A 23,293-nucleotide genomic window follows, 5' to 3' on the forward strand; every position below is an offset into this window, starting at 1 on the left:
TTGAGGTTTGTCATGCCCGACTTGATCGGGCATCCATGTTCATCGAAGGCATGGATTCCCGCGTTCGCGGGTATGACAAGTGAGTGGTTTACGTTTGGGGTTTGACGATGTAGTGCAGCGTGTCGGCATGCAACGCTGCCACGGTGTCGGCGCGGTGGGTGAGCACCGAGCGTTGGTTGATCGAGCCTTTGTCGGTGATCTCGCCCTTGTCGATGGTGGGCGGTTCGCTCAGCAGGCACAGGCGGGCAATGCGGTTGGCGCTGCCGGTGCTGGTTTTGGCCAATTCGTTGACGATTTCCTGAAATTTAGCCAGCACTGGGGCCGAGGCCAGCACGTCCGACATGGGAGCGTCGGCGCCCAGGCCGCTGAGCGCCCGCACAGCAGGTGTCGGGAAAATCATGGCGCCGACTTCCTTCATGTTCAGGCCGGTGAGCACCGCGTCCTGGATGTAGGGGGCGCCTGCGGCGATGATCTTGCCGCGCAACGGACCCACGCTCACAAAGGTGCCTGTGGCCAGCTTGAAGTCTTCGGCAATGCGACCGTCGAACTTCAGGCCCAGGTGCACATCGGTCTCGTCGATCCACTTGACCGCGTCGCCGGTGCAAAAGAAGCCTTCCTCGTCAAAGGCCTCGGCAGTTTCCTTGGGGGCACGCCAGTAGCCGGGCGTGATGTTGGGGCCGCGGTAGCGCACCTCGGTCTTGCCTTGCATGTCCACCAGCTTGAGTTCCAGACCGGGGGTGGGCACGCCCAGGTCGCCCGCGCGCACGTTGGGGTTGGTCACGAAGATGCCGAACGGGCCGGACTCGGTCATCCCGAGGCCCGTGGTCATGACGATGCGCTCGCCGATCTCGCGCTCCTGCGATTCGTAGAGGCTGTCCCACACGGGTTGGGCCAGGGCGGCGCCAGCGTAGAAGAACATCTGCACGCGCGACAGCAGGGTCTTGCGCAGCGCGTCATCGGTTTTCATGGCGTTGGCAATGGCTTCGAAGCCGGTGGGCACATTGAAGTAGACCGTGGGGGCGATCTCGCGCAGGTTCCGCAGGGTCTCGCCGATCAGCGCAGGCGTGGGCTTGCCGTCGTCGATGTACAGCGTGCCACCATGGAAGACGACCATGCCGAAGTTGTGGTTGCCCCCGAAGGTGTGGTTCCAGGGCAGCCAGTCGACCAGCACCAGGTCTTGCTCGGCCAGCACGGGCATGGACTGGGCCATTTGCTGCTGGTTGGCACACCACAGGCGCTGGGTGTTGATGACGGCCTTGGGCAACTTGGTCGAGCCGCTGGTGAACAGGAACTTGACGATGGTGTCAGGCCCGGTGGCGGCCATGGCCGCATCGACCGCAGGGGTGGCTGCTGTGGCGCACAGGCTGTCGAACGAGGTCACTTGACGGCCATCCACACTGCCCTCGCACATCACCACTTCCATGTCGTTGCTCACCGTCGCCGCAATGGCTTTGGCATAGCGCGCGTCTGATGCGAACACCATGCCCGGCGTGACAGTCTTGAGCACGTGCTTGAGCTTGTCGTAGTCCACGCTCACCAGCGAGTAGGGTGGCGAGGTGGGCACAAAGGGCACACCGGCCACCATGGCGCCCAGGGCCAGCAGCGCGTGCTCCAGGCTGTTTTCACTCAGGATGACCACGGGGCGTTCGGCGTTCAGGCCCCGATCGATCAGGCCTTGTGCAATGTTGCGTGCAGTTTGCCAGGCTTGGGCGTAAGTGATGTGCTGCCAGTCACCCAAGGTGCCGTCGGCTTGCTTCATGCGGCGTGCCATGAAGCTGTGCTGGGGTTTGACGCGCGCCCAGTGTTGCAGGCGGTCGGTCAGGCGGTCCGGAAAGGCCTGCAGTTCCTGGTCGGCTTTGAGGTAATGGGTGCCGGGCACACCATCGCGCAGGCTCACGCGGGTGACACCGAACTTCAGGGGACGGAATTTGGGGGCGGTCATGGTTTGTCTCCGTTCGAACTCTGTTTTGTCGTCCCCGTGAAAACGGGGAGCCATTTGGGGCATGGATTCCCGCGTGTGCGGAAACGACATCTGGCATTCAGCTTTTTTGTACTTTGGCGGCTTTGCCCTCGAGGAAAGCACGCACCCGCGCTTTGGCCTCGGGCGCAGACTGGGCTATCGAGGAAATCAGCGCTTCGGTGAAGAAACCGTGGTCAGCGGGCTGCTCGGCGATGCGCGGCAGCGCGTGCATCAGGGCAAAGTTGGTCAGGGGCGCGTTGGTGGCGATGCGGGTGGCCAGCTCGATGGCCTTGGCTAACGCCGTACCGGTGGGCACCAGGTACTGGGCAAAGCCCACGCGCTCACCATCCACCGCGTTGTACACGCGGCCGGTCAGCATCATGTCGGTCATGCGGGCCGCACCAATCAGTTTGGGCACACGCACCGAGCCACCGCCACCCACGAAGATGCCGCGTGTGCCTTCTGGCAGGGCGTAGAAGGTGCTCTCGTCGGCCACGCGGACGTGGCTGGCACTGGCCAGCTCCAGACCACCGCCGACGACTGCGCCGTGCAATGCGGCGACCACAGGCACGCGGCCTTGTTCGATGGCGTTCAGGGCCACGTGCCAGCTGCGTGAGTGGTGGATGCCTTCACCGGCATCGCGTTCCTTGAGTTCGGACAGGTCCAGGCCTGCGCAGAAGTGCTCGCCTTCGCCATGGATCACGGCCGCACCCGCTTCGGCAGGCAGGTTCTGGAACACGTCGCGCAGCGCCTCGATCAGGCCGTCGTTCAAGGCGTTGCGCTTGGCTGGGCGGCACAGGCGGACCACGGCAACGGCGCCCTGCATGCTCAAAGCAACGCCTTGTGCTGCTGCACGGTCAAGAATGGGCTGGTTTGGATGGCTCATGGTGGCGTCCCTCAAAAGACTTGACCCAAAGGGCAAGAAGGTTATTATCAATAACGATATTGTGCGCAGCGGAATGCACTTTCATGCTTGGGGCTTACCCTAGGTTTTGGCCGAAAATGCCCCTTCCTCGCGCGCAGATGAGCGGGAGAGGGCGGCGATGGGCTATCGTGCAGCTGTGAGACTTGAGAGACTGGAAACCCATGAAACACGAAGACTTGATCGCGATTGACATCCACACCCATGCCGAAGTGAGTTGCTGGAACCCGTTTGACAACTACGGTGAGGAATACGACCGCGCGGCCGACAAGTACTTCGGCTCCAACCGTCGCCCAACGATTGCCGAGACGGTGGCTTATTACCGCGAGAAGAAGATCGGTCTGGTCATGTTCACCGTGGACAGCGAGTCACAGCTGGGCCGCCGCCGCATTCCCAACGAAGAGATCGCCAAGGCCGCACGGGACAACAGCGACATGATGATCGCCTTTGCCAGCATCGACCCGCACAAGGGCAAGATGGGCGCGCGCGAAGCCGAGCGCCTGATCAAGGAAGAGGGCATCAAGGGCTTCAAGTTCCACCCCACGGTGCAGGGCTTTTTGCCGTATGACCGGATGGCCTGGCCGATTTACGAGGTGATCAACCACTACAAACTGCCCGCCATTTTTCACACCGGGCACAGCGGCATTGGTTCGGGCATGCGCTGCGGCGGGGGTCTTCGCCTGCAAAACAGCAACCCGATGTTGCTCGAAGATGTGGCCATCGACTGGCCCGATATCCAGATCGTGATGGCGCACCCGAGCTTTCCGTGGCAGGACGAGGCGCTCAGCCTGGCCACACACAAGCCCAATGTCTGGATCGATTTGTCGGGCTGGAGCCCCAAATACTTCCCCAAGCCGCTCATTCAGTACGCCAACACCTTGCTCAAGGACAGGGTCTTGTTTGGCAGCGACTACCCCCTGATCACGCCTGAGCGTTGGATGCAGGACTTTGAAGTGGCGGGCTTCAAGCCAGAGGTGATGCCCGGCATCTTGAAGGGCAATGCGCTGCGCTTGCTGGGCTTGGACAAGGCGGCTTGAGCCCAGCTTGTGGGCTCAGACTTTGCGGCCCCAGGGTGTGAATTTGACGGCAGCCGCTGTCGCCAAGCCATACAGCACCATGGCCCAGGCCACGAGTTGGTAGAAGTGGCCGGACGTGCCTTGGTGCTGGGCCAGCCACAAGCCTGCGCCGGCCACCAAAACCAGACGCAGCGTGCCCGCCAACACCGGCCCCATGACTTGCCCTGCGCCTTGTGATGCGAAGTACAAGGTCAGGCCCAGTCCAAAAAATGGAAACGCCGGGCCTGCGGTCACGAGATAGTGACGCGCGTAGCTCAGCACCGCCTCGTCTTGCGTGAACAGCCGGGCCCACACATCGGGCGCCAGGGTCACGACGGCCCCAATCAGGGCCAGATTGAAAGCGGACACGCCGCCAGCCACCCAGGCCACGCGCCGCGCGCGTTGCACATTGCCCGAACCCATGGCCATGCCCACCATGGGCACCGAGGCCACCCCAATGCCAAAAGCGATGGGGATCAACAAGAACTCCAGCCGTTGGCCGATGCCGTAACCCGCCAAGGCCTCGGTGCCCAGTTGGGCCAACAGCCCGGTAAAAATCAAAATCGCCAGCACCGATTGCACCGGTGACAAACAGGCGACGGCACCCACCTTGAGGATGTCGGCAAACATGCCGCCTTGCATCTCAAAGCGTTGGCATGGCATTGTCAGACGGCCCTGGCCAGTGATCAAATACCAAAGGAAATAGGCCACGCCCGCCGCAGTGGCGATGATGTGCCCCAGGGCCACCCCCACCATGCCCATGGCGGGTACCGGACCGGCACCCAAGGCCAGCACCCCACCCAAAATGATCTGCAACAAGGCGGTGGCCACCAGCGCCACGGAGGGCGTGCGCATGTTCCCTGTGCCGCGCAAGACGGACGCCAGCGTGTTGATGAGCCAGACCAGCAGGGCACCTGCGAACAAAACGCCAGAGTAACGCACGGCTTCTTCGAGCACGGCGTCCCGGCCGCCGAGCAGTTCGTACAAGCGGGGACCGAAAGTCAGAAAAATCGCGCTGTAGATCACACCCGCACCCACGCCAATCACCAAGGCGTGCAGCAGCAGCGTTTGGGCGCGTGCGGTGTCCGATGCGCCCAATGCGCGGCTGATGGCTGCCGAGACACCGCCGCCCATGGCCCCGGCTGACATCATTTGCGTGAGCATGGCGAAGGGAAACACCAGGGCCATGGCCGCCAGTGGGGCGGTGCCCAGGCGGCCCACGTAGTAAGTCTCGGCCATGCCGACCAGCACCGTCATGACCATGGCCAGCACATTGGGCGCTGCCAGACGCAGCAAGGTGGGCAGGATGGGAGCGGTCAGCAGCGTTTGCAAGTCGTTGTGCGGTCGGGTCATGGCCGCATCTTGGCAGTTTGCGGTCTGGGCGCGGTGACTTAGGCGACAGGTGTCTCGGGTCCGGACCCTGACAGGAGCTCGGCCATCGGCCAGTTCAACAGTTCGGCCAGGCGGCAGACCACCCAGCGCGCTTCGACAGGCGAGACCACGGCAGGTTCGGCGAGCAGGCCCAACTCGCATTGCTGCAGCACCAGCTCCTCGGTGATGCCCAAGGTGAACTGCATGTTGGCGGCTTGCTCGGTCAGCAAATTGGCCAGGTCTTCGCACAAATCGTAACGCGCGGCCATGTCGCGCAGGCCCAGGGTGGGTTTGATTTTTCCGGGGGGAACATAAAGCGCCATGAACGATGGCGGGATGTGGATCTGGAATTCTTCGGTCATGGGTGTCAAGGCAATCAGGGGTGAATTAACGCACAGACCCGGGCTCGGGAACTTTTTTTAATGGAAACCCACGCCGCCTTGTCGGGCCCGGTCGATGACGATGGGCTCGAAGCAGGCGGGGTTGTCTTACATGAAAGGAAATCGATATGCGTATGTCCACCCCACTCTCGGCCCTGACTTTGGCCTTGCTGGCGCTCTGCATAGGGCAAGCCTCAGCACAAAACACGGGCCCCAAAACCCGTGCAGAAGTCCAGGCCGAACTTCAAGAGGCGATCCGCACGGGCAATATGCCTGCCAACGACGAAAGCGGCCGTATGCTCAATGAGGTCAACCCTTCGGCCTACCCACCCAAACCGGTCGTGCCTTGCAAGACCCGCGAACAGGTCAGGGCCGAGCTGGAGGAGGCCAAACGCACAGGCAATATGGTGGCCGCTGGTGATCAGGGCTGTCTGCTCAATGAGATCAACCCTTCCGCCTACCCCGCCAAGCCTGTGGCGTCTTCCAAGACCCGAGAGCAGGTCAAGGCCGAGCTGGAAGAAGCCAAGCGCACGGGGAACATGCCTGCCAACGATGAATCAGGCCGCTTGCTCAAGGACGTGTACCCGCACCTCTACCCCAAGAAGTAAGCCCAAGACCGTGGGGTGAAAACAGGTCGGCCCGCCAGGGGCTGGCCCTGTTTCTGGCTGCAGGCTCAGACTTTTTTGACGAAAGCGGTTTTCAGCTGCATCGGTCCGAAGCCCTCGATTTTGCAATCGATGTCGTGGTCACCCTCGATCAAGCGGATGTTCTTGACCTTGGTGCCAACCTTGACCACAGCGGATGAGCCTTTGATCTTCAGGTCTTTGACCAAGGTCACGGTGTCTCCGTCTTGCAGCACATTCCCGTTGGCGTCTTTCCAGACTTTGGCGTTGTCGCCTGCGTCGACTTCGCTGGGGTTCCATTCATGGCCACAACTGGGGCAGATCAAAAGCGTGCCGTCTTCGTAGGTGAATTCGTCGTGGCATTGGGGGCAGGGTGGCAAGGTGCTCATGGTGGCGTGTGGCGCAAATGCTCGATTGTCGTCGGCAAACGCCCTGAAATGCGGCGTCCGGATTTGACGTTATGCTTGTAGCGACTGTTCCTGGACCCCTTTTTGTACATGGCTGCATCTCCCAAATCGCTCACGGGCCTTGTCCCCTTTCTGAAGCCTTACCGCGTGGCCATGGGCATGGCGGCCCTGTTTTTGCTGTTGGCAGCGGGCACCACGCTGGCTTTTCCCTGGGTCTTGCGCCAGCTGATTGACCAGGGCCTGTCGGCCGGGGCGTCGGCCGAACAGCTGTCGGGCAACTTCCTGCAGCTGTTTGGTGTGGCAGCGGCTTTGGCCGTGTTTTCTTCCGGGCGTTACTACACCGTGAGCTGGTTGGGTGAGCGCATCACGGGCGATTTGCGCAACGCGGTTTACGGCCATGTGCTCAAGCAAAGCCCCGCCTTTTTTGAAACCACGCAATCGGGCGAAGTGCTCTCGCGCCTGACCAACGACACCACGCTGGTGCAGACGGTGGTGGGTTCGTCGTTTTCGATGGGCTTGCGCAACCTGGTCATGGGGGCCGGGGCGCTGATCATGCTGGTGTGGACCAACCCGATCCTGATGCTGCAGGTGGTGGCGGTGCTGGTGGCGGTGATTTTCCCCAGTGTCTATCTGGGTCGCCGGGTGCGTCGCCTGTCGCGGGCCAGCCAGGACCGCGTGGCCGACTCCAGCGCCATCGCCTCCGAGGTGCTCAACGCCATCAGTGTGGTGCAAAGCTACACGGCCGAGGGGCGCGAAACCCGCCGCTTCATCGATTCGACCGCCCGCGCCCTGGGCACGGCGTTGGGCCGCATCCGGGCACGCGCGGTGCTCGTGGGCTTCATCATCATGGCGTCGAGTGCGGTGTTGTTGTGGGGCCTGTACATGGGCACGCTGGCCGTGCGGGCAGGCACCAGCACGGCGGGCCAGTTGGGCGAGACGGTGTTTTATGTGATCTTGCTGGCCAGTGCCTTTGCGGTGCTGGGCGAGGTGTACGGCGATATGTTGCGCGCAGCGGGCGCGACCGAGCGCCTGATGGAGTTGCTGCACACCGAGTCGAACCTGAAGATCGCGGCCCAGCCGAAACAAGCGCCCTGGCCGCAAGGCGGCTCGTCCTTGCAACTGGAGTCGGTACGCTTTCATTACCCCTCTCGCCCCGACACCTGGGCACTGGACCAATTGACCGGCCAGATCCATCCCGGCCAGACCGTGGCCGTGGTGGGCCCCAGCGGCGCTGGCAAAACCACCTTGTTCGATTTGCTGATGCGCTTTCACGATCCGCAGTCGGGCCGCATCGTGCTGGACGGCGTGCCGATTGACCAGATGGACCTGCACGACCTGCGCGAGCGCATGGCCATCGTGCCGCAGGAGCCGGTGATTTTTTCGGGCACGGTGATCGAGAACATCCGTTATGGCCGACCCGACGCCAGTCTGGACGAGGTGCATGCCGCCGCAGAAGCTGCCTATGCCCAAGAGTTCATCCGCGAACTGCCCGAGGGCTTTGACACCTATCTGGGCGACCGGGGCGTGCGTTTGTCAGGCGGGCAGCGCCAGCGCATCGCCATCGCAAGGGCCATTTTGAAGAACCCGCCGCTCTTGCTTCTGGACGAAGCCACCAGCGCGCTGGACGCCCAAAGCGAAAAAATGGTGCAGGCCGCGCTGGACAAAGCCATGGTCGGCCGCACCACCCTGGTCATTGCGCACCGCTTGGCCACGGTGCAACGCGCCGACGTGATCTGGGTGCTGGAGCGAGGCCGCCTGATGGAGCAGGGCACACACGCCGAGCTGCAGGCCAAAGGTGGTTTGTACGCCAGCCTGGCGGCGCTGCAGTTCAATGCGGCGCAAAGCAGCTGAACACGGCTTCGCCCAAGGCTGACCCCCTCACAACCTTCGCGCACGGGGGTGCGCTCCCACGCGCAAGCCGCCCGTTCTTGAGCCCATAGGCCATGCCCAGCGCAAGGGGGGTGCCTCAAGTCGGCTTGTCGTCTCTTTCGGTCGCCTGATCGGCGGCTTCTTGTGCGGCTTTCTCTCGCGCCCGCTGCTGGCGCGTTTGTTCTTGCGCCTTGCGCACGTCGTGCATCTGCCAAAAGGCAAACACGAACACCAGACCAAAAATGCCCAACTCCAACCAAATTCCCATGGCTTGACCTTTCGGGTGTCGATGTGTCAATAAAGATTGACAGCATGAGTTATCAGGTTATATTGACAGTTAAGCCTGTCAGCTTGGGTTGACGGGCCTTCCCTTTCGGAGGTCCCATGAGTCTGTTGACACGCGCCGAGCAAGCCCTGAACACGCATTTTGACCAAGCCGCAGGTGTGGGTGCGCCTTCCAGGCTGGTGGCGGCCATGCGACATGCGGTGTTCTCGGGCGGGGCCCGCATCCGGCCACAGCTGTGCATGGCCGTGGCCACTGCCTGTGGCGACGACGCCCCCCAGTTGACCAATGCCGCCGCCGTGGCGCTGGAGTTGATGCATTGCGCCTCTTTGGTGCATGACGACATGCCCGCCTTTGACAACGCCGACACCCGGCGCGGTCGCCCCACGGTGCACAAGGCCTTCAGCGAACCGCTGGCGCTGCTGGCCGGTGACGGCCTGATCGTCATGGCTTACCGCGTCTTGCTGCAAGCGGGTGCGCAGCGGCCCGACCGTCTGATCGCACTGATGGACAACATGACCACGGGCGTGGGCCTGCCCAACGGCATTGTGGCCGGGCAAGCCTGGGAGTGCGAAACCAGCGCCGATCTGGGCCAATACCAGCGTGCCAAAACCGGTGCCTTGTTTGTTTCGGCCACCTGCGCGGGTGCGCTCAGCTGCGGCTACGAGCCGGAGCCCTGGGCGCCATTGGGTGCCTTCCTGGGTGAGGCGTATCAGGTGGCCGACGACATCCGCGACGTGATCGCCGACGCCGCCACTTTGGGCAAGCCTGCAGGCCAAGACGTTTTGCATGCCCGACCCAGCTCGGCCCAGGCACTGGGTCTGGACGGGGCCATTGCCCACTTTGACCACCTGATCGCGCAGGCCGCCTCGTCGATCCCGGCCTGCTCATGCCGCGACATGTTGCGTCAGCTGGTCCAGCTCGAAGCCGAGCGCTTGGTGCCCAAGGCTTTGTGCGAAGGCTACTTCAAGACCCACCCGGCTGTCGCCCCGGCCCGCATCCGTGCGCCGCATTGAGCGCTGAGCCCGCAAGACACCAAGGAAGCCGCATGTCCCAACCTCTGGATTTGGCCGCCATGCAGGCCCACACCGCCCCCACTTCTTTCAAGGACGCCTGGCAGGCCCGCCTGGAGCGTTGGTACGCGCACCCCGGTCTGTACCGCTGGTCGCTGCGCAATCCGCTCACGCGCTGGCTCACGCGCCGCCGCACCCGCAAGTTGTTTGATCTCATGGCCGGGTTCGTGCACAGCCAGGTGCTGCTCGGCTTCGTGCGGCTGGACCTGTTTCGCGCACTCCACCAAGCACCCGCCAACCTGACGGATTTGTCGCGCCGCACAGGGCTGGCCCCGGCTGTGTTGCAGCGTTTGCTGCTGTCGGCCGTGGCGCTGGGCCTCTTGGAGCACCGCAGCCAAGGCCGTTTTGGCTTGGGGCCGCTGGGCGTGCCGCTGGCGCAACACGAAGGCATTGCCCAGATGATCGAGCACAACCACCTGCTCTACCAGGACATGCAAGACCCGGTGCAGTTCCTGAACAACGCCTGGAGCGGCGGCATGGCCGAGTACTGGCCCTATGCCCACGAAAAACCGGCTGTCCACATGCCGACATCGGAGGTGGACAAGTTCACCCGCTATTCGCAGCTCATGGCCGCTTCGCAAGGCTTTGTGGTGCAGGAAATCTTGTCGTCTTACTTCTTTGACGAGCACCGCTGCGTGCTCGACGTTGGGGCGGGCAAGGGCCGCTTTGTGAGCGAGCTGGCCGCGCATGCGCCGCACCTGCAGTTCAAGATGTTCGATCTTCCGCCGGTCCTCGAGCTGGCCCGCGAAGGCCTGAAGGCCAAGGGTTTGACCGAGCGCGTGAGCCTGCATCCCGGCAGCTTTCTGGATGACCCCTTGCCCGAAGGGGCTGACCTGATCACCCTGGTGCGCGTGGCACACGACCACCCCGATGCGGTGGTGCGGCAGATTCTTCAAAAAGCCCATGCCGCTTTGCCGGTCGGCGGCGTCTTGCTGTTGGCCGAGCCCATGGCCCAGCCCGACGAAGAAGCCGGTCAACCCGAAGCCTCGGTCGATGCCTACTTCCATTTTTACCTGCTGGCCATGGGGGCAGGGCGGCTGCGTACGCCACAAGAGCTGCAAACCATGATGCAAGAGGCGGGTTTTACCCATGTGGAGCAGGTGCCCAACGCCATGCCCATCCACGCCCGCATTCTTTTGGGGCGCAAATCTCAGTGTTTACCCTTGGTTTCCGAGAATAGTGTCAATTAACTTTGACATATAGCAATGTAAAGCAAAGAATACAATCATGAGATCTCAAGCCGTCGTCTTCAACAGCCCCAAGCAACTGAGCTTGCAGGCGCTGGACTTGCCCGAATTGCAGGCTGGTCAGCTGGACGTGGCGGTCGAATACAGCGGCATCAGCACCGGCACCGAACGCATGCTCTGGGACGGCAGCATGCCGCCCTTCCCGGGCATGGGCTACCCGCTGGTGCCCGGCTACGAGACGGTGGGCCGCGTGGTTCGCGCCGCTTCAGACACCGGTGTGCAAGCCGGTCAGCGCGTGTTTGTGCCGGGTGCCAATTGCTTCAACGGGGTCAAAAGCCTGTTTGGTGGCGCCGCTTCGCGACTGGTGGTCACTGCGCAAAAAGTCGTGCCCGTGGCCGAACACCTGGGCGCGCAATCGGTGCTGCTGGCGCTGGCGGCCACGGCTTACCACGCTGTCTCGGGCGGGGGTCAGCAAGACCCGTTTGAAGCCCCTGAACTGATTGTGGGCCATGGTGTCATGGGCCGCCTGCTGGCGCGCCTGACGGTGGCGGCTGGCCTGCCCGCGCCCACCGTGTGGGAAACCCAGACCGAACGCTCTGCCGGTGCCGAAGGCTACACCGTGGTGCAGCCGCAAGACGACCCGCGCCGCGACTACCGCACCATTTACGACGTGAGCGGCGACGGCAGCCTGCTCAATGGCCTGATCCAGCGCCTGCGCCCCGGTGGCGAGCTGGTGCTGGCCGGTTTCTACAAACAAGACCTTTCCTTTGCCTACGCCCCGGCCTTCATGCGCGAAGCGCGCATGCGCATCGCCGCCGAGTGGAAGCGCCCCGATCTGTTGGCCGTCAACGAGCTGGTGAACACCGGCCGTTTGTCGCTCGACGGTTTGATCACCCACACCCAGCCATCGACGCATGCTGGTTCTGCCTACGAGACCGCCTTCGGAGATGCGAGCTGTCTCAAGATGATCCTTGATTGGAGTGCCTCCGCATGAACACCCCCACTGACACCGCTGCCACCACCCAGCCCATCAAATTTGTCGAAGTGCTGCGCCGCGAGGCCGACGTGGAGCCCGACGCCGTCAGCACCAGCGAAGTGACCAAAGAGACGCAAATCATTGCCATCTACGGCAAAGGTGGCATTGGCAAAAGCTTCACGCTGGCCAACCTGTCTTACATGATGGCGCAGCAGGGCAAAAAAGTGCTCCTGATCGGCTGCGACCCCAAGAGCGACACCACCAGCTTGCTGTTCGGCGGCAAAGCCTGCCCCACCATCATCGAGACCTCATCGCGCCTCAAACTCTCCGGTCAGGCCGTGAGCATTGGCGACGTGTGCTTCAAGCGCGATGGCGTGTTCGCCATGGAATTGGGTGGTCCCGAGGTCGGTCGTGGCTGCGGCGGTCGCGGCATCATCCACGGTTTTGAAACGCTCGAAAAACTCGGTTTCCACGACTGGGGTTTTGACTACGTGCTGCTCGACTTTTTGGGCGACGTGGTCTGCGGTGGCTTTGGCCTGCCCATTGCCCGCGACATGTGCCAAAAAGTGATCGTAGTCGCCAGCAACGACCTGCAGTCGCTGTATGTCGCCAACAACGTGTGCAGTGCGGTGGAGTATTTCCGCAAGCTCGGCGGCAACGTGGGCGTGGCCGGCATGGTCATCAACAAAGACGACGGCACGGGCGAAGCCCAAGCCTTTGCCAACAACGCCGGTATCCCGGTGCTGGCCGCCATCCCGGCCAACGAAGACATCCGCCGCAAGAGCGCCAGCTACGAAATCATCGGTCGGCCCGATGGCGAGTGGGGCCCGCTGTTTGCCGAGCTGGCCAAGAACGTGGCCGAAGCGCCTCCGATGCGTCCGAAACCCCAGACCCAGGACCAGTTGCTGGGCCTGTTCAGCGCCGACGTGGTCGGTCGCAATGTGGTGCTGGAGCCCGCCACCGTGTTCGACATGGTGGGCAAGCACGAAGACATCAAGCCTTCGCTCGAAGTCGTGTACGACGCCGCCTGAGCAGGACACCACCATGTCGCGCACCATCCCGATTCACCCCAGCACCGACGCCCCCAATCCCGCAGGGTTGCAAGGCGACGGCATGGGTTGCCACGCCGGCACCGAGGCCATGGTGGCCGCCGCCAAAGAAGCGGGCAAGTCCGAGGTGCTCGACCAATACGCCCGCGATTACCCGCGCCAGCCCGATGCCGGTCCGCACGACCAGCCGCAAAGCATGTGCCCGGCCTTTGGCTCGCTGCGCGTGGGTTTGCGCATGAAACGCACCGCGACCATCCTGTCGGGCTCGGCCTGCTGCGTGTATGGCCTGACCTTCACCTCGCATTTTTACGGCGCACGCCGCAGCGTGGGCTATGTGCCGTTCAACTCCGAGTCGCTGGTCACGGGCAAGCTGTTTGAAGACATCCGGGAAGCGGTGCACGCCGAGGCCGACCCGAGTCAGGTCGACACCGTCATCATCATCAACCTGTGCGTGCCCACCGCCAGCGGCGTGCCGCTGCAGCTGCTGCCCAAAGAGATCAACGGCGTGCGCATCATCGGCATCGACGTGCCTGGCTTTGGGGTGCCCACGCACGCCGAAGCCAAAGACGTGCTGGCCGGGGCGATGCTGAAATACGCCCGCGAAGAAATCATCAGCGGCCCAGTGGCCGCGCCCCGCGCCGGTCGAGGCGACAAGCCCACGGTGGCCTTGCTCGGCGAGATGTTCCCGGCCGATCCGGTCATCATCGGCCAGATGCTCGCGCCCATGGGCCTGGCCGCAGGCCCGGTGGTGCCCACCCGCGAGTGGCGCGAGTTGTACGCCGCACTCGACTGCTCGGTGGCCGCCGCCATCCACCCCTTCTACACCGCCAGCGTGCGCGAATTCAAAGCCGCTGGCCGCCCTGTGGTGGGCTCGGCCCCGGTGGGCCTCGAAGGCACACAAGACTGGTTGCAACACATCGGCCAGGCCGCTGGCATCGCGCAGGCGCAGATCGATGTGGCGCGCAACCAGGCCCTCACGCAAATGCGAGGCTTGCTGATGCAAAAGCCGATCTCGGGCCGCATCACCTTGAGTGGCTACGAAGGCTCCGAATTGCTGGTAGGCCGCTTGCTCATTGAGTGTGGTGCCGATTTGCGTTATGTGGGTTCGGCTTGCCCCGCCACCGAGTGGAACGCGCAAGACATCGCCTGGCTGCAGGCCAAGGGCGTGCAGGTGCAAATGCGCGCCTCGCTCGAGCAAGACCTCAACGCCATGTACGAATACCGGCCGCAGTTGGCCATCGGCACCACCCCGGTGGTGCAGATCGCCAAGCAAAACAGCGTGCCCTCGCTCTACTTCACCAACCTGATTTCGGCCCGTCCCTTGATGGGCGTGGCCGGTGCCGGGTCTTTGGTGCAAGTGGTGCAAGCGGCCATGGGCAACCAGGCCCGCTTTGACGCCATGAAGGATTTTTTTGGCGATGTGGGCGCAGGCCACGCCGCAGGCGTGTGGGAGTCGGTGCCCAAAGACCGGCCCGAGTTCAAGGCCGAAACCCGCCGCCAGATTGAAAAGCTTTTGAAGAAGCGCAAAGCCGAGGAGATGGGTTCATGAACCAGGTCACACCTCCTCCTAGCACCGTGGCCAAGCCCAAATCGCCACTGATCCTCGACCATGACCGCGCAGGCGGGTACTGGGGCGCGGTGTATGTGTTCACCGCCATCAAGGGTTTGCAGGTGGTGATCGATGGCCCCGTCGGCTGTGAAAACCTGCCTGTCACCTCGGTGCTGCATTACACCGACGCTTTGCCGCCCCACGAGTTGCCGATTGTGGTGACCGGTCTGGCCGAAGAGCAACTGGGCCGTGAAGGCACCGAAGGCGCGATGAAGCGCGCCCACGCCACGCTCGACCCTGAGTTGCCCGCGGTGGTGGTGACCGGCTCGATTGCCGAGATGATCGGTGGCGGCGTCACGCCCGAAGGCACCAACATCGCCCGCTTTTTGCCGCGCACCATCGACGAAGACCAATGGCAATGCGCCAACCGCGCCATGTACTGGCTGTGGAGCGAATACGGTCTGCGCAAAGTGCCTGCCCGCAAGCCTTTTGAAGACCGTCCGGCGGGTGAAAAGCCTCGTGTCAACATCATTGGCCCCTGCTACGGCACTTTCAACAGTGCCAGCGACCTGGCCGAGATCCGCCGCCTGGTGCAAGGCATCGGTGCCGAGGTCAACATGGTCTTCCCGCTGGGCAGCCACTTGGCCGATGTGTCGCGCCTGGTCGAGGCCGATGTGAACATCTGCATGTACCGCGAGTTTGGCCGCATGCTGTGCGAGGCGCTGGAGCGTCCTTATTTGCAAGCGCCGATTGGCCTGCACAGCACCACCAACTTCCTGCGCAAGCTGGGTGACCTGCTGCACCTCGACCCCGAGCCCTTCATCGAGCGTGAAAAGCACACGACGCTCAAGCCCATGTGGGACCTGTGGCGCTCGGTCACGCAAGACTTTTTTGCCACCGCCAGTTTTGCCGTGGTGGCGGGCGAGACCTATTCGCGGGGGCTGAAAAACTTCCTCGAAAACGAAATGGGCTTGCCCTGTCGCTTCAGCGTGTCGCGCACCGCGGGCACCAAGACGGACAACGCCGCCGTGCGCGAACTGGTCAAAACGCAGACGCCGCTGATCATGTTTGGCAGCTACAACGAGCGCATGTACCTGAGCGAGATCTCCGGTGGCAGCCCCATGCGCGCGGCCTTCATTCCTGCGTCCTTTCCTGGTGCCATCATCCGCCGCCACACCGGTACCCCCTTCATGGGCTACAGCGGTGCGAGCTATGTGATCCAGGAAGTGTGCAACGCGCTGTTCGATGCGCTGTTCAACATTTTGCCGTTGGGCACCGAGATGGACAAGGTGGAAGCCACCCAGGCGCGTGGCGTGGTCGCCCCCAACGCCAGCTGGCAAGACCAGGCCCAGCAGCGCTTGCGCGATGTGGTGCAAAGCCAGCCGGTGCTGGTGCAGATTTCAGCGGCCAAGCGCTTGCGCGACCAAGCCGAACAACTCTCGCAGGCCCAAGGGCACAGCGAGGTGACCGAAGCCCATGTGAACGCGGCCAGCCGCGAACTGGGTCTGGGGGTGACGGCATGAGCGCACCAGCCTTTCAAACAAACACGGGTGCTGCCCCTGGCAGTGCCTTTCAAGGAATGTCGTGGCCTTTGGCTGCGGATGCCCATCTGCGCGGGCTGTGCGCAACCCGGGTCGCAAGGCCTCTTTAAAAGGAGCAAAACATGTCCACCAAGACATCAATTTCCGGACTCACCGATGAGGAAGCCCAGGAGTTCCACCATTACTGGATGCAGGGCACCGTGGGCTTTACAGCAGTTGCTGTGCTGGCCCACATCCTGGTCTGGGCGTGGCGTCCCTGGTTCTGATTCAGAGCCTGTTTTTTCATCCATAGATTGACGGAGTCACTGTCATGCAAAACACAACCCACCTCAACGAGGACCATTCGCGTGCGGATGAGTCCCCTGCGTTCTGGTCCATTTTCCTCATCGGATTCGGATGTCTGTTCGTGGTCGTCGTACTGGCCAAACTGGTCGGCGTTCACTGGCGGGATCTGCTGCCCGGTGCAGAAGATGCCAAGAGCATGAGTCAGGGTGTGAAAGCGGCGGTGTACACCTTCATGTCCCACATCATTTAGGAGATTCACCATGTGGAGAATTTGGCGACTTTACGACCCATTGCGTGCCATGGTACTGCAGGGCATTTTCTTGTTTGGCCTGGCCGCGATGATTCACCTCATCTTGCTCAGCACCAACAAATTCAACTGGCTCGACGGTGCGAAAAAACCCGTCGCTGCATCGGCGCAAAACTCGCCGCTGCCGACTGCGGTGGCATCGCTCGCCGCACCCAAGTCCTGATCCAGGACTTGCCGTTCAGAAGCCGTCATTGACCTCGTGTCAAGGCGGCGTCTGTTGATCCACTGATGCAGGAGGACCCAACCATGGCCATGCTGAATTTTGAGAAAAAGTACCGTGTTCGCGGTGGTACCCTGCTGGGTGGTGATTTGTTCGACTTCTGGGTCGGACCGTTTTACGTCGGTTTCTTCGGCGTCACAACCTTGTTCTTCTCGTTCCTGGGCACGGCCCTCATCTTGTGGGGCGCCTCACAAGGGCCCACCTGGAACCTCTGGCAGATCAGCATCGCACCGCCTGATCTGTCGTATGGCCTGCGCTTTGCGCCCCTGATGGAGGGCGGCCTGTGGCAGCTCATCACGGTGTGCGCTATCGGCGCATTCGGCTCGTGGATGATGCGCGAGGTCGAAATCTGCCGCAAGCTGGGCATGGGCTTTCATGTGCCCGTGGCCTTCGGTGTGGCCATCTCGGCTTATGTCACTTTGGTGGTCGTGCGGCCGGTGCTCATGGGCGCCTGGGGCCACGGCTTTCCGTACGGCATCTACAGCCACCTCGACTGGGTGTCCAACGTGGGCTACCAGTACCTGCACTTTCACTACAACCCGGCGCACATGATCGCCGTGAGTTTCTTCTTCGCCAGCGTGTTTGCCTTGTCGCTGCACGGCGGTTTGATCTTGTCGTCCACCAATCCCGCACCGGGCACCGTGGTCAAGACCCCCGAGCACGAGGACACGTTCTTCCGCGACATCATCGGCTACTCGATCGGCACCTTGGGCATCCACCGCCTGGGCCTGTTCCTGGCGCTGGCGGCTGTGTTGTTCAGCGCCCTGTGCATCGTGCTCAGCGGCCCCTTCTGGAGCCGTGGTTGGCCTGAGTGGTGGAGCTGGTGGCTGAACATGCCGATCTGGTCCCAGTGGCCACTCTGATTCGGACTGCACGCAGCCCGAACCCCAAGAATTGAGGAGTACCGCAAATGGCCGACTATCAAAACCTGTTCACCACGGTGCAAGCCGTGGGTCCAGTCCACCACGGGGTGGAACTCGGACACGGCAACAGCCCGCGCACGGGGCAGCCCCTGATCAACTACTGGATCGGCAAGTTGGGCAATGCCCAACTCGGCCCGATTTACCTGGGTGGTCTGGGTCTGGCTTCGCTCGTGTTCGGCATGATCGCCTTCACCCTGATCGGCATGAACATGCTGGCCTCGGTCAACTACGACCCGATCCAGTTTGTGCGCCAGCTGTTCTGGCTCTCGCTTGAGCCGCCACCGCCCAGCTACGGCCTGAGCATGCCGCCGCTCAACCAAGGTGGCTGGTTCCTCATCGTGGGCCTGTTCCTCACCGCATCGGTCATGTTCTGGTGGGCCCGCACCTACCGCCGCGCGGTCGAGCTGGGCATGGGCACACACATCGCCTGGGCTTTTGCTGCAGCCATCTGGTTGTTCCTGGTGCTGGGTTTGTTCCGCCCCATCCTGATGGGTTCTTGGGGTGAGGCGGTGCCTTACGGCATCTTCTCCCACCTGGACTGGACGGCGGCTTTCTCGTTGCGCTACGGCAACCTGTTTTACAACCCCTTCCACGCGCTGTCCATCGTGTTCCTGTACGGCTCGGCGCTGCTGTTTGCCATGCACGGCGCGACCATCCTGGCCGTGACCCGCTTCGGTGGTGAACGCGAGATCGAGCAGATCACTGACCGGGGTACGGCCTCGGAACGTGCGGCCTTGTTCTGGCGCTGGACCATGGGCTTCAACGCCACCATGGAATCGATTCACCGCTGGGCCTGGTGGTTCGCTGTGCTGTGCCCCATCACCGGCGGCATCGGCATCTTGCTGACTGGCACCGTGGTGGACAACTGGTACCTCTGGGCCATCAAGCATGGCGTGGCGCCACCGTACCCCGAAATCTTTCCAGCGGTGGTGGACCCCGCGCTGAGCACAGGAGCCAAGCCATGAACCCGAACACCACACACCATCCCAGTTGGGTGAGCCGCATGGCCAAAAGCTTGGGGCTGGCCCTGGTCGGCATCGTGCTGGCTGGCTGTGAACGCCCGATTCCCGAATCGGTGCAAAGCGGCTACCGGGGCACCGGCATGGCGCAGGTCTACAACGCCCGTTTGCTCGAAGTCAAAACCGAGCTCAACCAACCGCCAGCGGTCATTCCTTCGGCGGGGTCTGACGGCCCCAAGGCCTCGCAGGTTTACAAGAACGTCAAGGTTTTGGGTGACCTGAGCGTGGGCGATTTCAACCGCCTGATGGTGTCCATGACCAGCTGGGTGGCCCCTAACGAAGGCTGCGCCTATTGCCACGCCTTGCCCAATTTCGAAGACGACAGCAAGTACACCAAGGTGGTGGCGCGGCGCATGGTCGAGATGACGCAGCACATCAACGCCGACTGGCAGCCGCACGTCGCGCAGACCGGGGTGACCTGCTACACCTGCCACCGGGGCGAGCCGGTGCCCAATGCCATCTGGTTCAAGTCCAATCCGCAGCCTTATGGCTCGAACTTCATGGGCGACAAGGCGGGTCAAAACGAGCCTTCGGCCGTGGTCAATTTGTCATCCCTGCCCAATGACCCCTTCACCCCGTTTTTGCTGGACAAGCAGAACATCCGTGTGAATGGTCCCACGGCTTTGCCATCGGGCAACCGCCAGTCGATCAAGCAAGCCGAGTGGACCTATGGCCTGATGACGCACATGTCGACTTCGCTGGGCGTGAACTGCACCTATTGCCACAACACGCAGTCCTTCCAGAATTGGGAAAACAGCCCACCGCAGCGTGTGACGGCCTGGCACGGCATCCGCATGGCGCGTGACCTGAACCTGACCTTCATGGAGCCTCTGACCGAAGTCTTCCCGGCCCACCGCAAGGGTCCGCTGGGTGATGTGGCCAAGCTCAACTGCGCCACCTGCCACCAGGGGGTCTACAAGCCGCTGAACGGTGCGCCCATGGCCAAGGACTTCCCGGAGTTGCTCAAGCCCGCTTTGGCTGCGTCCAAAGTCGCGGCCAAGTAGTCCGCTGGCCCTCGCACCTTTGCCGGACGCCCGTCATGGAAGCCCTTGCCCACCTTCATGACCCGCTGTCCGGTGTGGTGGTGGTGTTGCTGGCCGACTTCTTGCGCCAGCACCAGGGTTGGGGCTGGTTGCGGCTGGTGGCCGGAGCCACGCCCTACAAGGACGTGCCGGGGCTGACCATGGTCAAGGTCATGGGCAGTGGCCACGGCGGGGGTTTTAGCCTGCGCCCCAGTGCCACGCACCAGGGCCTGATCTGCACGTTCACCCACCTCGATCTGGCCCTGCAGTTTCTGGACAGCCCGGCGGTGCAGGCTTACCGCAGCCGTGCGCGTGAATGCTGGAGCGGCGTGATGGCGGTGCAATCGGCGCGCGGCCACTGGGACAAGCAAGCCTGGCAAGCCAGCAGCGCCCAATCACTGGGAGAGACAGGTCAAGATGCTGCGCAAGCGCCAGGCCCCTTCGCTGTGCTGACACGCGCCAGCATTGTGCCCACCAAGGCCATGGCCTTCTGGCGTTATGCCCCGGCGGCCCAGGCTGACCTCGACCAATCCCCCGGTTGCCTGTTGGCCATGGGCTTGGGCGAGGCGCCCTTGGTGCGCCAATGCACCTTCAGTTTGTGGCAAGACACGGCATCGATGCTGAACTACGCCCACCAGGGTGCGCACCAGGTGGCCAGTGCAGCGGCCTACAAACACCAGTTTTTTTCCGAGTCGCTGTTCGTGCGCATGCAGGTGCTGCAGATGGCCGGGGTCTGGAAAGGTCAGCCTTTTCAGTTTGACAACGCTTCGCCTCTTGGCGCTGCCGCGGCGCTGGACACTGCACCCGTTGTGGATGCGCCCCGTCTGGAGATCAGCCATGTCTGAGCCACGTGTCGTCATCGTCGGCGCGGGCATGGGCGGCTTGTGCAGCGCCATTGCGCTCGCTCACCGAGGGCTCGACGTCACCGTGGTCGAAGCCTCGGGCGAGCCCGGCGGCAAGGTGCACAGCCGCGAAGTGAACGGCGCACACATCGACAGCGGCCCCACCGTGTTCACCATGCGCTGGGTGTTCGACGACTTGCTGCGCAGCGTGGGCACCAGCGTCGAGGCCGAGATGCGCATCACGCCGCTGCAGGTGCTCGCCCGCCACTTCTGGCCCGATGGCAGTCAGCTCGATTTGTCGGCCGATGCGCAAGAGAGTGAAGCGGCCATTGCCGCTTGGTCCAGTGGCGATGAGGCGCGGCGATTCAGGGATTTTTGTAAAACCACGCGCCAACTTTACGCCACGCTCGAAGGCCCGATGATCCGCGCCCAGCGCCCCAGCATAGGCGGCTTCATGGGCGACTTGGGGTTCAAAGGCTTGGGCGTGTTGGCCCAACTGGGCCCCATGCGCAGCCTGTGGCAGCAGCTGGGCCAGCAGTTTTCCGATCCGCGTTTGCGCCAACTGTTTGCGCGCTACGCCACCTATTGCGGCTCATCGCCTTGGCAGTCGCCCGCCACCCTCATGCTGATCGCGCAGGTCGAGATGGACGGGGTCTGGTCGGTCGAGGGCGGCATGGTCGGCATGGCCCAGGCGCTGGCCCGCGTGGCCCGCCGACGTGGTGCGGTGTTTCGTTACCACAGCACCTGCCAGCGCATCGAGCAGCGCCAAGGGCGGGTGTGCGGTGTGCAGCTGCAGTCGGGCGAATTTTTACCGGCCGAGCGCGTCATCTTCAACGGCGATGCTGCCGCCTTGCGTCAGGGCTTGTTGGGCGAGGACATGCGACGCGCCGTGCCGCAGGCCGCACCGCCGAGATCCCTGTCGGCCTTGACTTGGTCTATGCACACCCCCGCCGATGGCGTGGCGCTGGACCGGCACAACGTGTTTTTTCAAAGCACTTACGCCAGCGAGTTCGAAGACATTTTCGAGCGCCAGCGCCTGCCCGAGCAGCCCACGGTCTATGTCTGTGCGCAAGACCGGCCTGCGCCCTTGGCCCCAGGCCAGGCCGAGCGCATTTTTTGTTTGGTCAACGCCCCCGCCAGCGGTGATGGCAATGCGATCACCGAGGAGGCTTTAGAACAATGCCAAACACACACCTTTCAGCACCTTCGCAGGCTGGGCCTGACCCTGACGCCCACCACGGCCAACAGCCTTCGCACGACGCCGCAGGATTTTCATCGGCGTTTTCCGTCCAGCGGCGGGGCACTGTACGGGCAGGCGACGCACGGCTGGACCAGCATCTTCAGCAGACCTGGCTCCACCACACCCCTGCAGGGCCTGTATCTGGCGGGGGGCAGCGTGCACCCGGGACCGGGCGTGCCGATGGCGGCGCTGTCCGGGCAGCGGGCGGCCGAGGCGCTGATGGCGAGCCTCGCTTCGACCAGCACGTTCCCGACGGGGGCTACCTTTGGTGGTATGTCGACGCCATGAGTGACGACGGCCAGCACGGCATCACCCTCATCGCGTTTGTGGGCAGTGTGTTCTCGCCGTATTACGCCTGGGCGCGTGGGCGCGGCCAGGCCCATGCCGACAACCACTGCGCCCTGAATGTGGCCATTTACAGCAAAGGCCAAGGCCGCTGGGCCATGACCGAGCGCGGCCAGCGCCACTGCGCCCGCAGCGCCCGCCAGTTCACCATCGGCCCGAGCCAATTGAATTGGGATGGCGACTGCCTGACCATCGACATCGACGAAGTGTGTGTGCCTGTTCCTCGCCGTGTGCGCGGCCGCATCAAGCTCTGGCCGCAGCAGCTGTTTGGCTATTCCACGCCACTGGATGTGAACGGGCGTCACCGCTGGGGGCCGCTGGCCCCGGCGTCGCGCATCGAAGTCGACCTGAGTGCCCCCGACCTGAAGTGGCAAGGCCATGCGTACCTGGACTCCAACGAAGGCGACGAGCCGGTGGACCGGGGCTTTCACACCTGGGACTGGTCACGCGCCCGCATGCGCGACGGTAGCACCTTGGTGTTTTACGACATGCAAGCGCCCGGCACCGATGACCGCGTGCTGTCGCTGCGCTTCACGCCCAAAGGCACGTTCGAGCCGATGGCCACCCCACCCGTGCAGCGCTTGCCCAAGACGGGCTGGCGCATCGACCGGCGCATGCGCAGCACGCAAGCCGTGCGGGTGTACGAACAACTCGAAGACACGCCGTTTTACCAGCGTGCCTTGCTGCAATTTGACTACGCGGGCGAGCCCTTGCTTGCCTTTCACGAAACCCTGTCGGTGCCGCGTCTGGTGTCACCGGTGGTTCAAGCCATGCTGCCCTGGCGCATGCCACGGCGGGCTTGAGATGAACACCCTTGAACTTCTTTTCAAGGCAACCCCATTCCT

Annotated in this window: 24 protein-coding genes; 18 read left to right on the top strand and 6 right to left on the bottom strand. The window is 63.1% G+C overall.

The genetic code is table 11. The features are described from left to right. Positions 1–88 precede the first annotated feature (88 nt). A complete protein-coding gene (locus ACZ5RT_RS03725) occupies positions 89–1,942 on the bottom strand; it encodes a feruloyl-CoA synthase (RefSeq protein WP_464453547.1) in 1,854 nt (617 codons plus the stop codon). Between the two features lie 97 nt (positions 1,943–2,039). Then, on the bottom strand, positions 2,040–2,786 hold the full coding sequence (locus ACZ5RT_RS03730) for a crotonase/enoyl-CoA hydratase family protein (RefSeq protein WP_291929466.1): 747 nt from the start codon (positions 2,784–2,786) through the stop codon (positions 2,040–2,042). Between the two features lie 260 nt (positions 2,787–3,046). On the opposite strand from ACZ5RT_RS03730, the gene ACZ5RT_RS03735 reads away from it, so the two are divergent. Then, positions 3,047–3,919, top strand: a complete 873-nt coding sequence (locus tag ACZ5RT_RS03735) for an amidohydrolase family protein (protein WP_291929434.1) — start codon at positions 3,047–3,049, stop codon at positions 3,917–3,919. Positions 3,920–3,934: 15 nt separating this feature from the next. Here the strand turns inward: ACZ5RT_RS03735 and ACZ5RT_RS03740 are convergent, their stop codons facing one another. Beyond that, positions 3,935–5,290 (bottom strand): MATE family efflux transporter, encoded by a 1,356-nt coding sequence (locus ACZ5RT_RS03740; protein ID WP_464453548.1) that lies wholly within the window; start codon positions 5,288–5,290, stop codon positions 3,935–3,937. Between the two features lie 38 nt (positions 5,291–5,328). Beyond that, a complete protein-coding gene (locus ACZ5RT_RS03745) occupies positions 5,329–5,670 on the bottom strand; it encodes an ATPase with chaperone activity (protein ID WP_291929436.1) in 342 nt (113 codons plus the stop codon). Between the two features lie 152 nt (positions 5,671–5,822). Here ACZ5RT_RS03745 and ACZ5RT_RS03750 point away from each other — a divergent pair, with 152 nt between their 5' ends. Then, entirely contained in the window at positions 5,823–6,296 is a 474-nt protein-coding gene (locus ACZ5RT_RS03750; protein ID WP_464453549.1) for a DUF4148 domain-containing protein, read from the top strand. A gap of 65 nt (positions 6,297–6,361) precedes the next feature. Here the strand turns inward: ACZ5RT_RS03750 and ACZ5RT_RS03755 are convergent, their stop codons facing one another. Further along, positions 6,362–6,700: a zinc ribbon domain-containing protein YjdM gene (locus ACZ5RT_RS03755; protein ID WP_464453550.1), complete on the bottom strand. Its 339-nt coding sequence runs from the start codon at positions 6,698–6,700 to the stop codon at positions 6,362–6,364. A gap of 108 nt (positions 6,701–6,808) precedes the next feature. On the opposite strand from ACZ5RT_RS03755, the gene ACZ5RT_RS03760 reads away from it, so the two are divergent. After that, positions 6,809–8,569 (top strand): ABC transporter transmembrane domain-containing protein, encoded by a 1,761-nt coding sequence (locus ACZ5RT_RS03760; RefSeq protein ID WP_464453551.1) that lies wholly within the window; start codon positions 6,809–6,811, stop codon positions 8,567–8,569. A 115-nt stretch (positions 8,570–8,684) separates the two neighbouring features. Here ACZ5RT_RS03760 and ACZ5RT_RS03765 read toward each other — a convergent pair whose 3' ends face one another. Next, complete coding sequence (locus tag ACZ5RT_RS03765; protein WP_464453552.1) at positions 8,685–8,855, bottom strand: hypothetical protein; 171 nt, start codon at positions 8,853–8,855, stop codon at positions 8,685–8,687. 116 nt (positions 8,856–8,971) lie between these two features. Here ACZ5RT_RS03765 and ACZ5RT_RS03770 point away from each other — a divergent pair, with 116 nt between their 5' ends. The 15 genes from ACZ5RT_RS03770 to ACZ5RT_RS03840 all read left to right on the top strand — a co-directional run bounded on the left by ACZ5RT_RS03770 (position 8,972) and on the right by ACZ5RT_RS03840 (position 23,251). After that, positions 8,972–9,886, top strand: a complete 915-nt coding sequence (locus ACZ5RT_RS03770; protein ID WP_464453553.1) for a polyprenyl synthetase family protein — start codon at positions 8,972–8,974, stop codon at positions 9,884–9,886. Between the two features lie 32 nt (positions 9,887–9,918). Continuing rightward, on the top strand, positions 9,919–11,133 hold the full coding sequence (locus ACZ5RT_RS03775; protein ID WP_464453554.1) for a methyltransferase: 1,215 nt from the start codon (positions 9,919–9,921) through the stop codon (positions 11,131–11,133). A 37-nt stretch (positions 11,134–11,170) separates the two neighbouring features. Further along, entirely contained in the window at positions 11,171–12,124 is a 954-nt protein-coding gene (gene bchC, locus ACZ5RT_RS03780; RefSeq protein ID WP_464453555.1) for a chlorophyll synthesis pathway protein BchC, read from the top strand. After that, positions 12,121–13,137, top strand: coding sequence for a chlorophyllide a reductase iron protein subunit X (locus ACZ5RT_RS03785; protein ID WP_291929443.1), 1,017 nt, complete (start codon positions 12,121–12,123; stop codon positions 13,135–13,137). Before bchC ends, ACZ5RT_RS03785 begins: the two co-directional genes overlap by 4 nt. Before the next feature lie 13 nt (positions 13,138–13,150). Further along, on the top strand, positions 13,151–14,704 hold the full coding sequence (gene bchY / locus ACZ5RT_RS03790) for a chlorophyllide a reductase subunit Y (protein ID WP_291929444.1): 1,554 nt from the start codon (positions 13,151–13,153) through the stop codon (positions 14,702–14,704). Further along, positions 14,701–16,227, top strand: coding sequence for a chlorophyllide a reductase subunit Z (bchZ, locus tag ACZ5RT_RS03795; protein ID WP_464453556.1), 1,527 nt, complete (start codon positions 14,701–14,703; stop codon positions 16,225–16,227). The genes bchY and bchZ overlap by 4 nt, the downstream gene beginning before the upstream one ends. A 140-nt stretch (positions 16,228–16,367) precedes the next feature. After that, positions 16,368–16,511, top strand: a complete 144-nt coding sequence (gene pufB / locus ACZ5RT_RS03800) for a light-harvesting antenna LH1, beta subunit (protein WP_019425952.1) — start codon at positions 16,368–16,370, stop codon at positions 16,509–16,511. A 44-nt stretch (positions 16,512–16,555) separates the two neighbouring features. Further along, positions 16,556–16,780 carry a hypothetical protein gene (locus ACZ5RT_RS03805; protein WP_100120009.1) on the top strand — a complete coding sequence of 75 codons (225 nt, stop codon included), beginning with the start codon at positions 16,556–16,558 and terminating at the stop codon, positions 16,778–16,780. A 10-nt stretch (positions 16,781–16,790) separates the two neighbouring features. Beyond that, entirely contained in the window at positions 16,791–17,000 is a 210-nt protein-coding gene (gene pufA, locus ACZ5RT_RS03810; RefSeq protein WP_053168888.1) for a light-harvesting antenna LH1, alpha subunit, read from the top strand. 83 nt (positions 17,001–17,083) lie between these two features. After that, positions 17,084–17,920: a photosynthetic reaction center subunit L gene (pufL, locus tag ACZ5RT_RS03815; protein ID WP_108426794.1), complete on the top strand. Its 837-nt coding sequence runs from the start codon at positions 17,084–17,086 to the stop codon at positions 17,918–17,920. A 47-nt stretch (positions 17,921–17,967) separates the two neighbouring features. After that, complete coding sequence (gene pufM, locus ACZ5RT_RS03820) at positions 17,968–18,945, top strand: photosynthetic reaction center subunit M (protein ID WP_108426793.1); 978 nt, start codon at positions 17,968–17,970, stop codon at positions 18,943–18,945. Beyond that, positions 18,942–20,003, top strand: coding sequence for a photosynthetic reaction center cytochrome PufC (pufC, locus tag ACZ5RT_RS03825; RefSeq protein ID WP_464453557.1), 1,062 nt, complete (start codon positions 18,942–18,944; stop codon positions 20,001–20,003). The genes pufM and pufC overlap by 4 nt, the downstream gene beginning before the upstream one ends. A 35-nt stretch (positions 20,004–20,038) precedes the next feature. Next, a complete protein-coding gene (locus ACZ5RT_RS03830) occupies positions 20,039–20,866 on the top strand; it encodes a hypothetical protein (RefSeq protein ID WP_464453558.1) in 828 nt (275 codons plus the stop codon). Then, positions 20,859–22,391 carry a 1-hydroxycarotenoid 3,4-desaturase CrtD gene (crtD, locus tag ACZ5RT_RS03835; RefSeq protein WP_464453559.1) on the top strand — a complete coding sequence of 511 codons (1,533 nt, stop codon included), beginning with the start codon at positions 20,859–20,861 and terminating at the stop codon, positions 22,389–22,391. Before ACZ5RT_RS03830 ends, crtD begins: the two co-directional genes overlap by 8 nt. Then, complete coding sequence (locus ACZ5RT_RS03840; RefSeq protein WP_464453560.1) at positions 22,388–23,251, top strand: carotenoid 1,2-hydratase; 864 nt, start codon at positions 22,388–22,390, stop codon at positions 23,249–23,251. Before crtD ends, ACZ5RT_RS03840 begins: the two co-directional genes overlap by 4 nt. The last annotated feature ends 42 nt before the right edge of the window (positions 23,252–23,293 follow it).

The sequence above is a fragment of the Limnohabitans sp. TEGF003 genome (genome assembly GCF_055395455.1).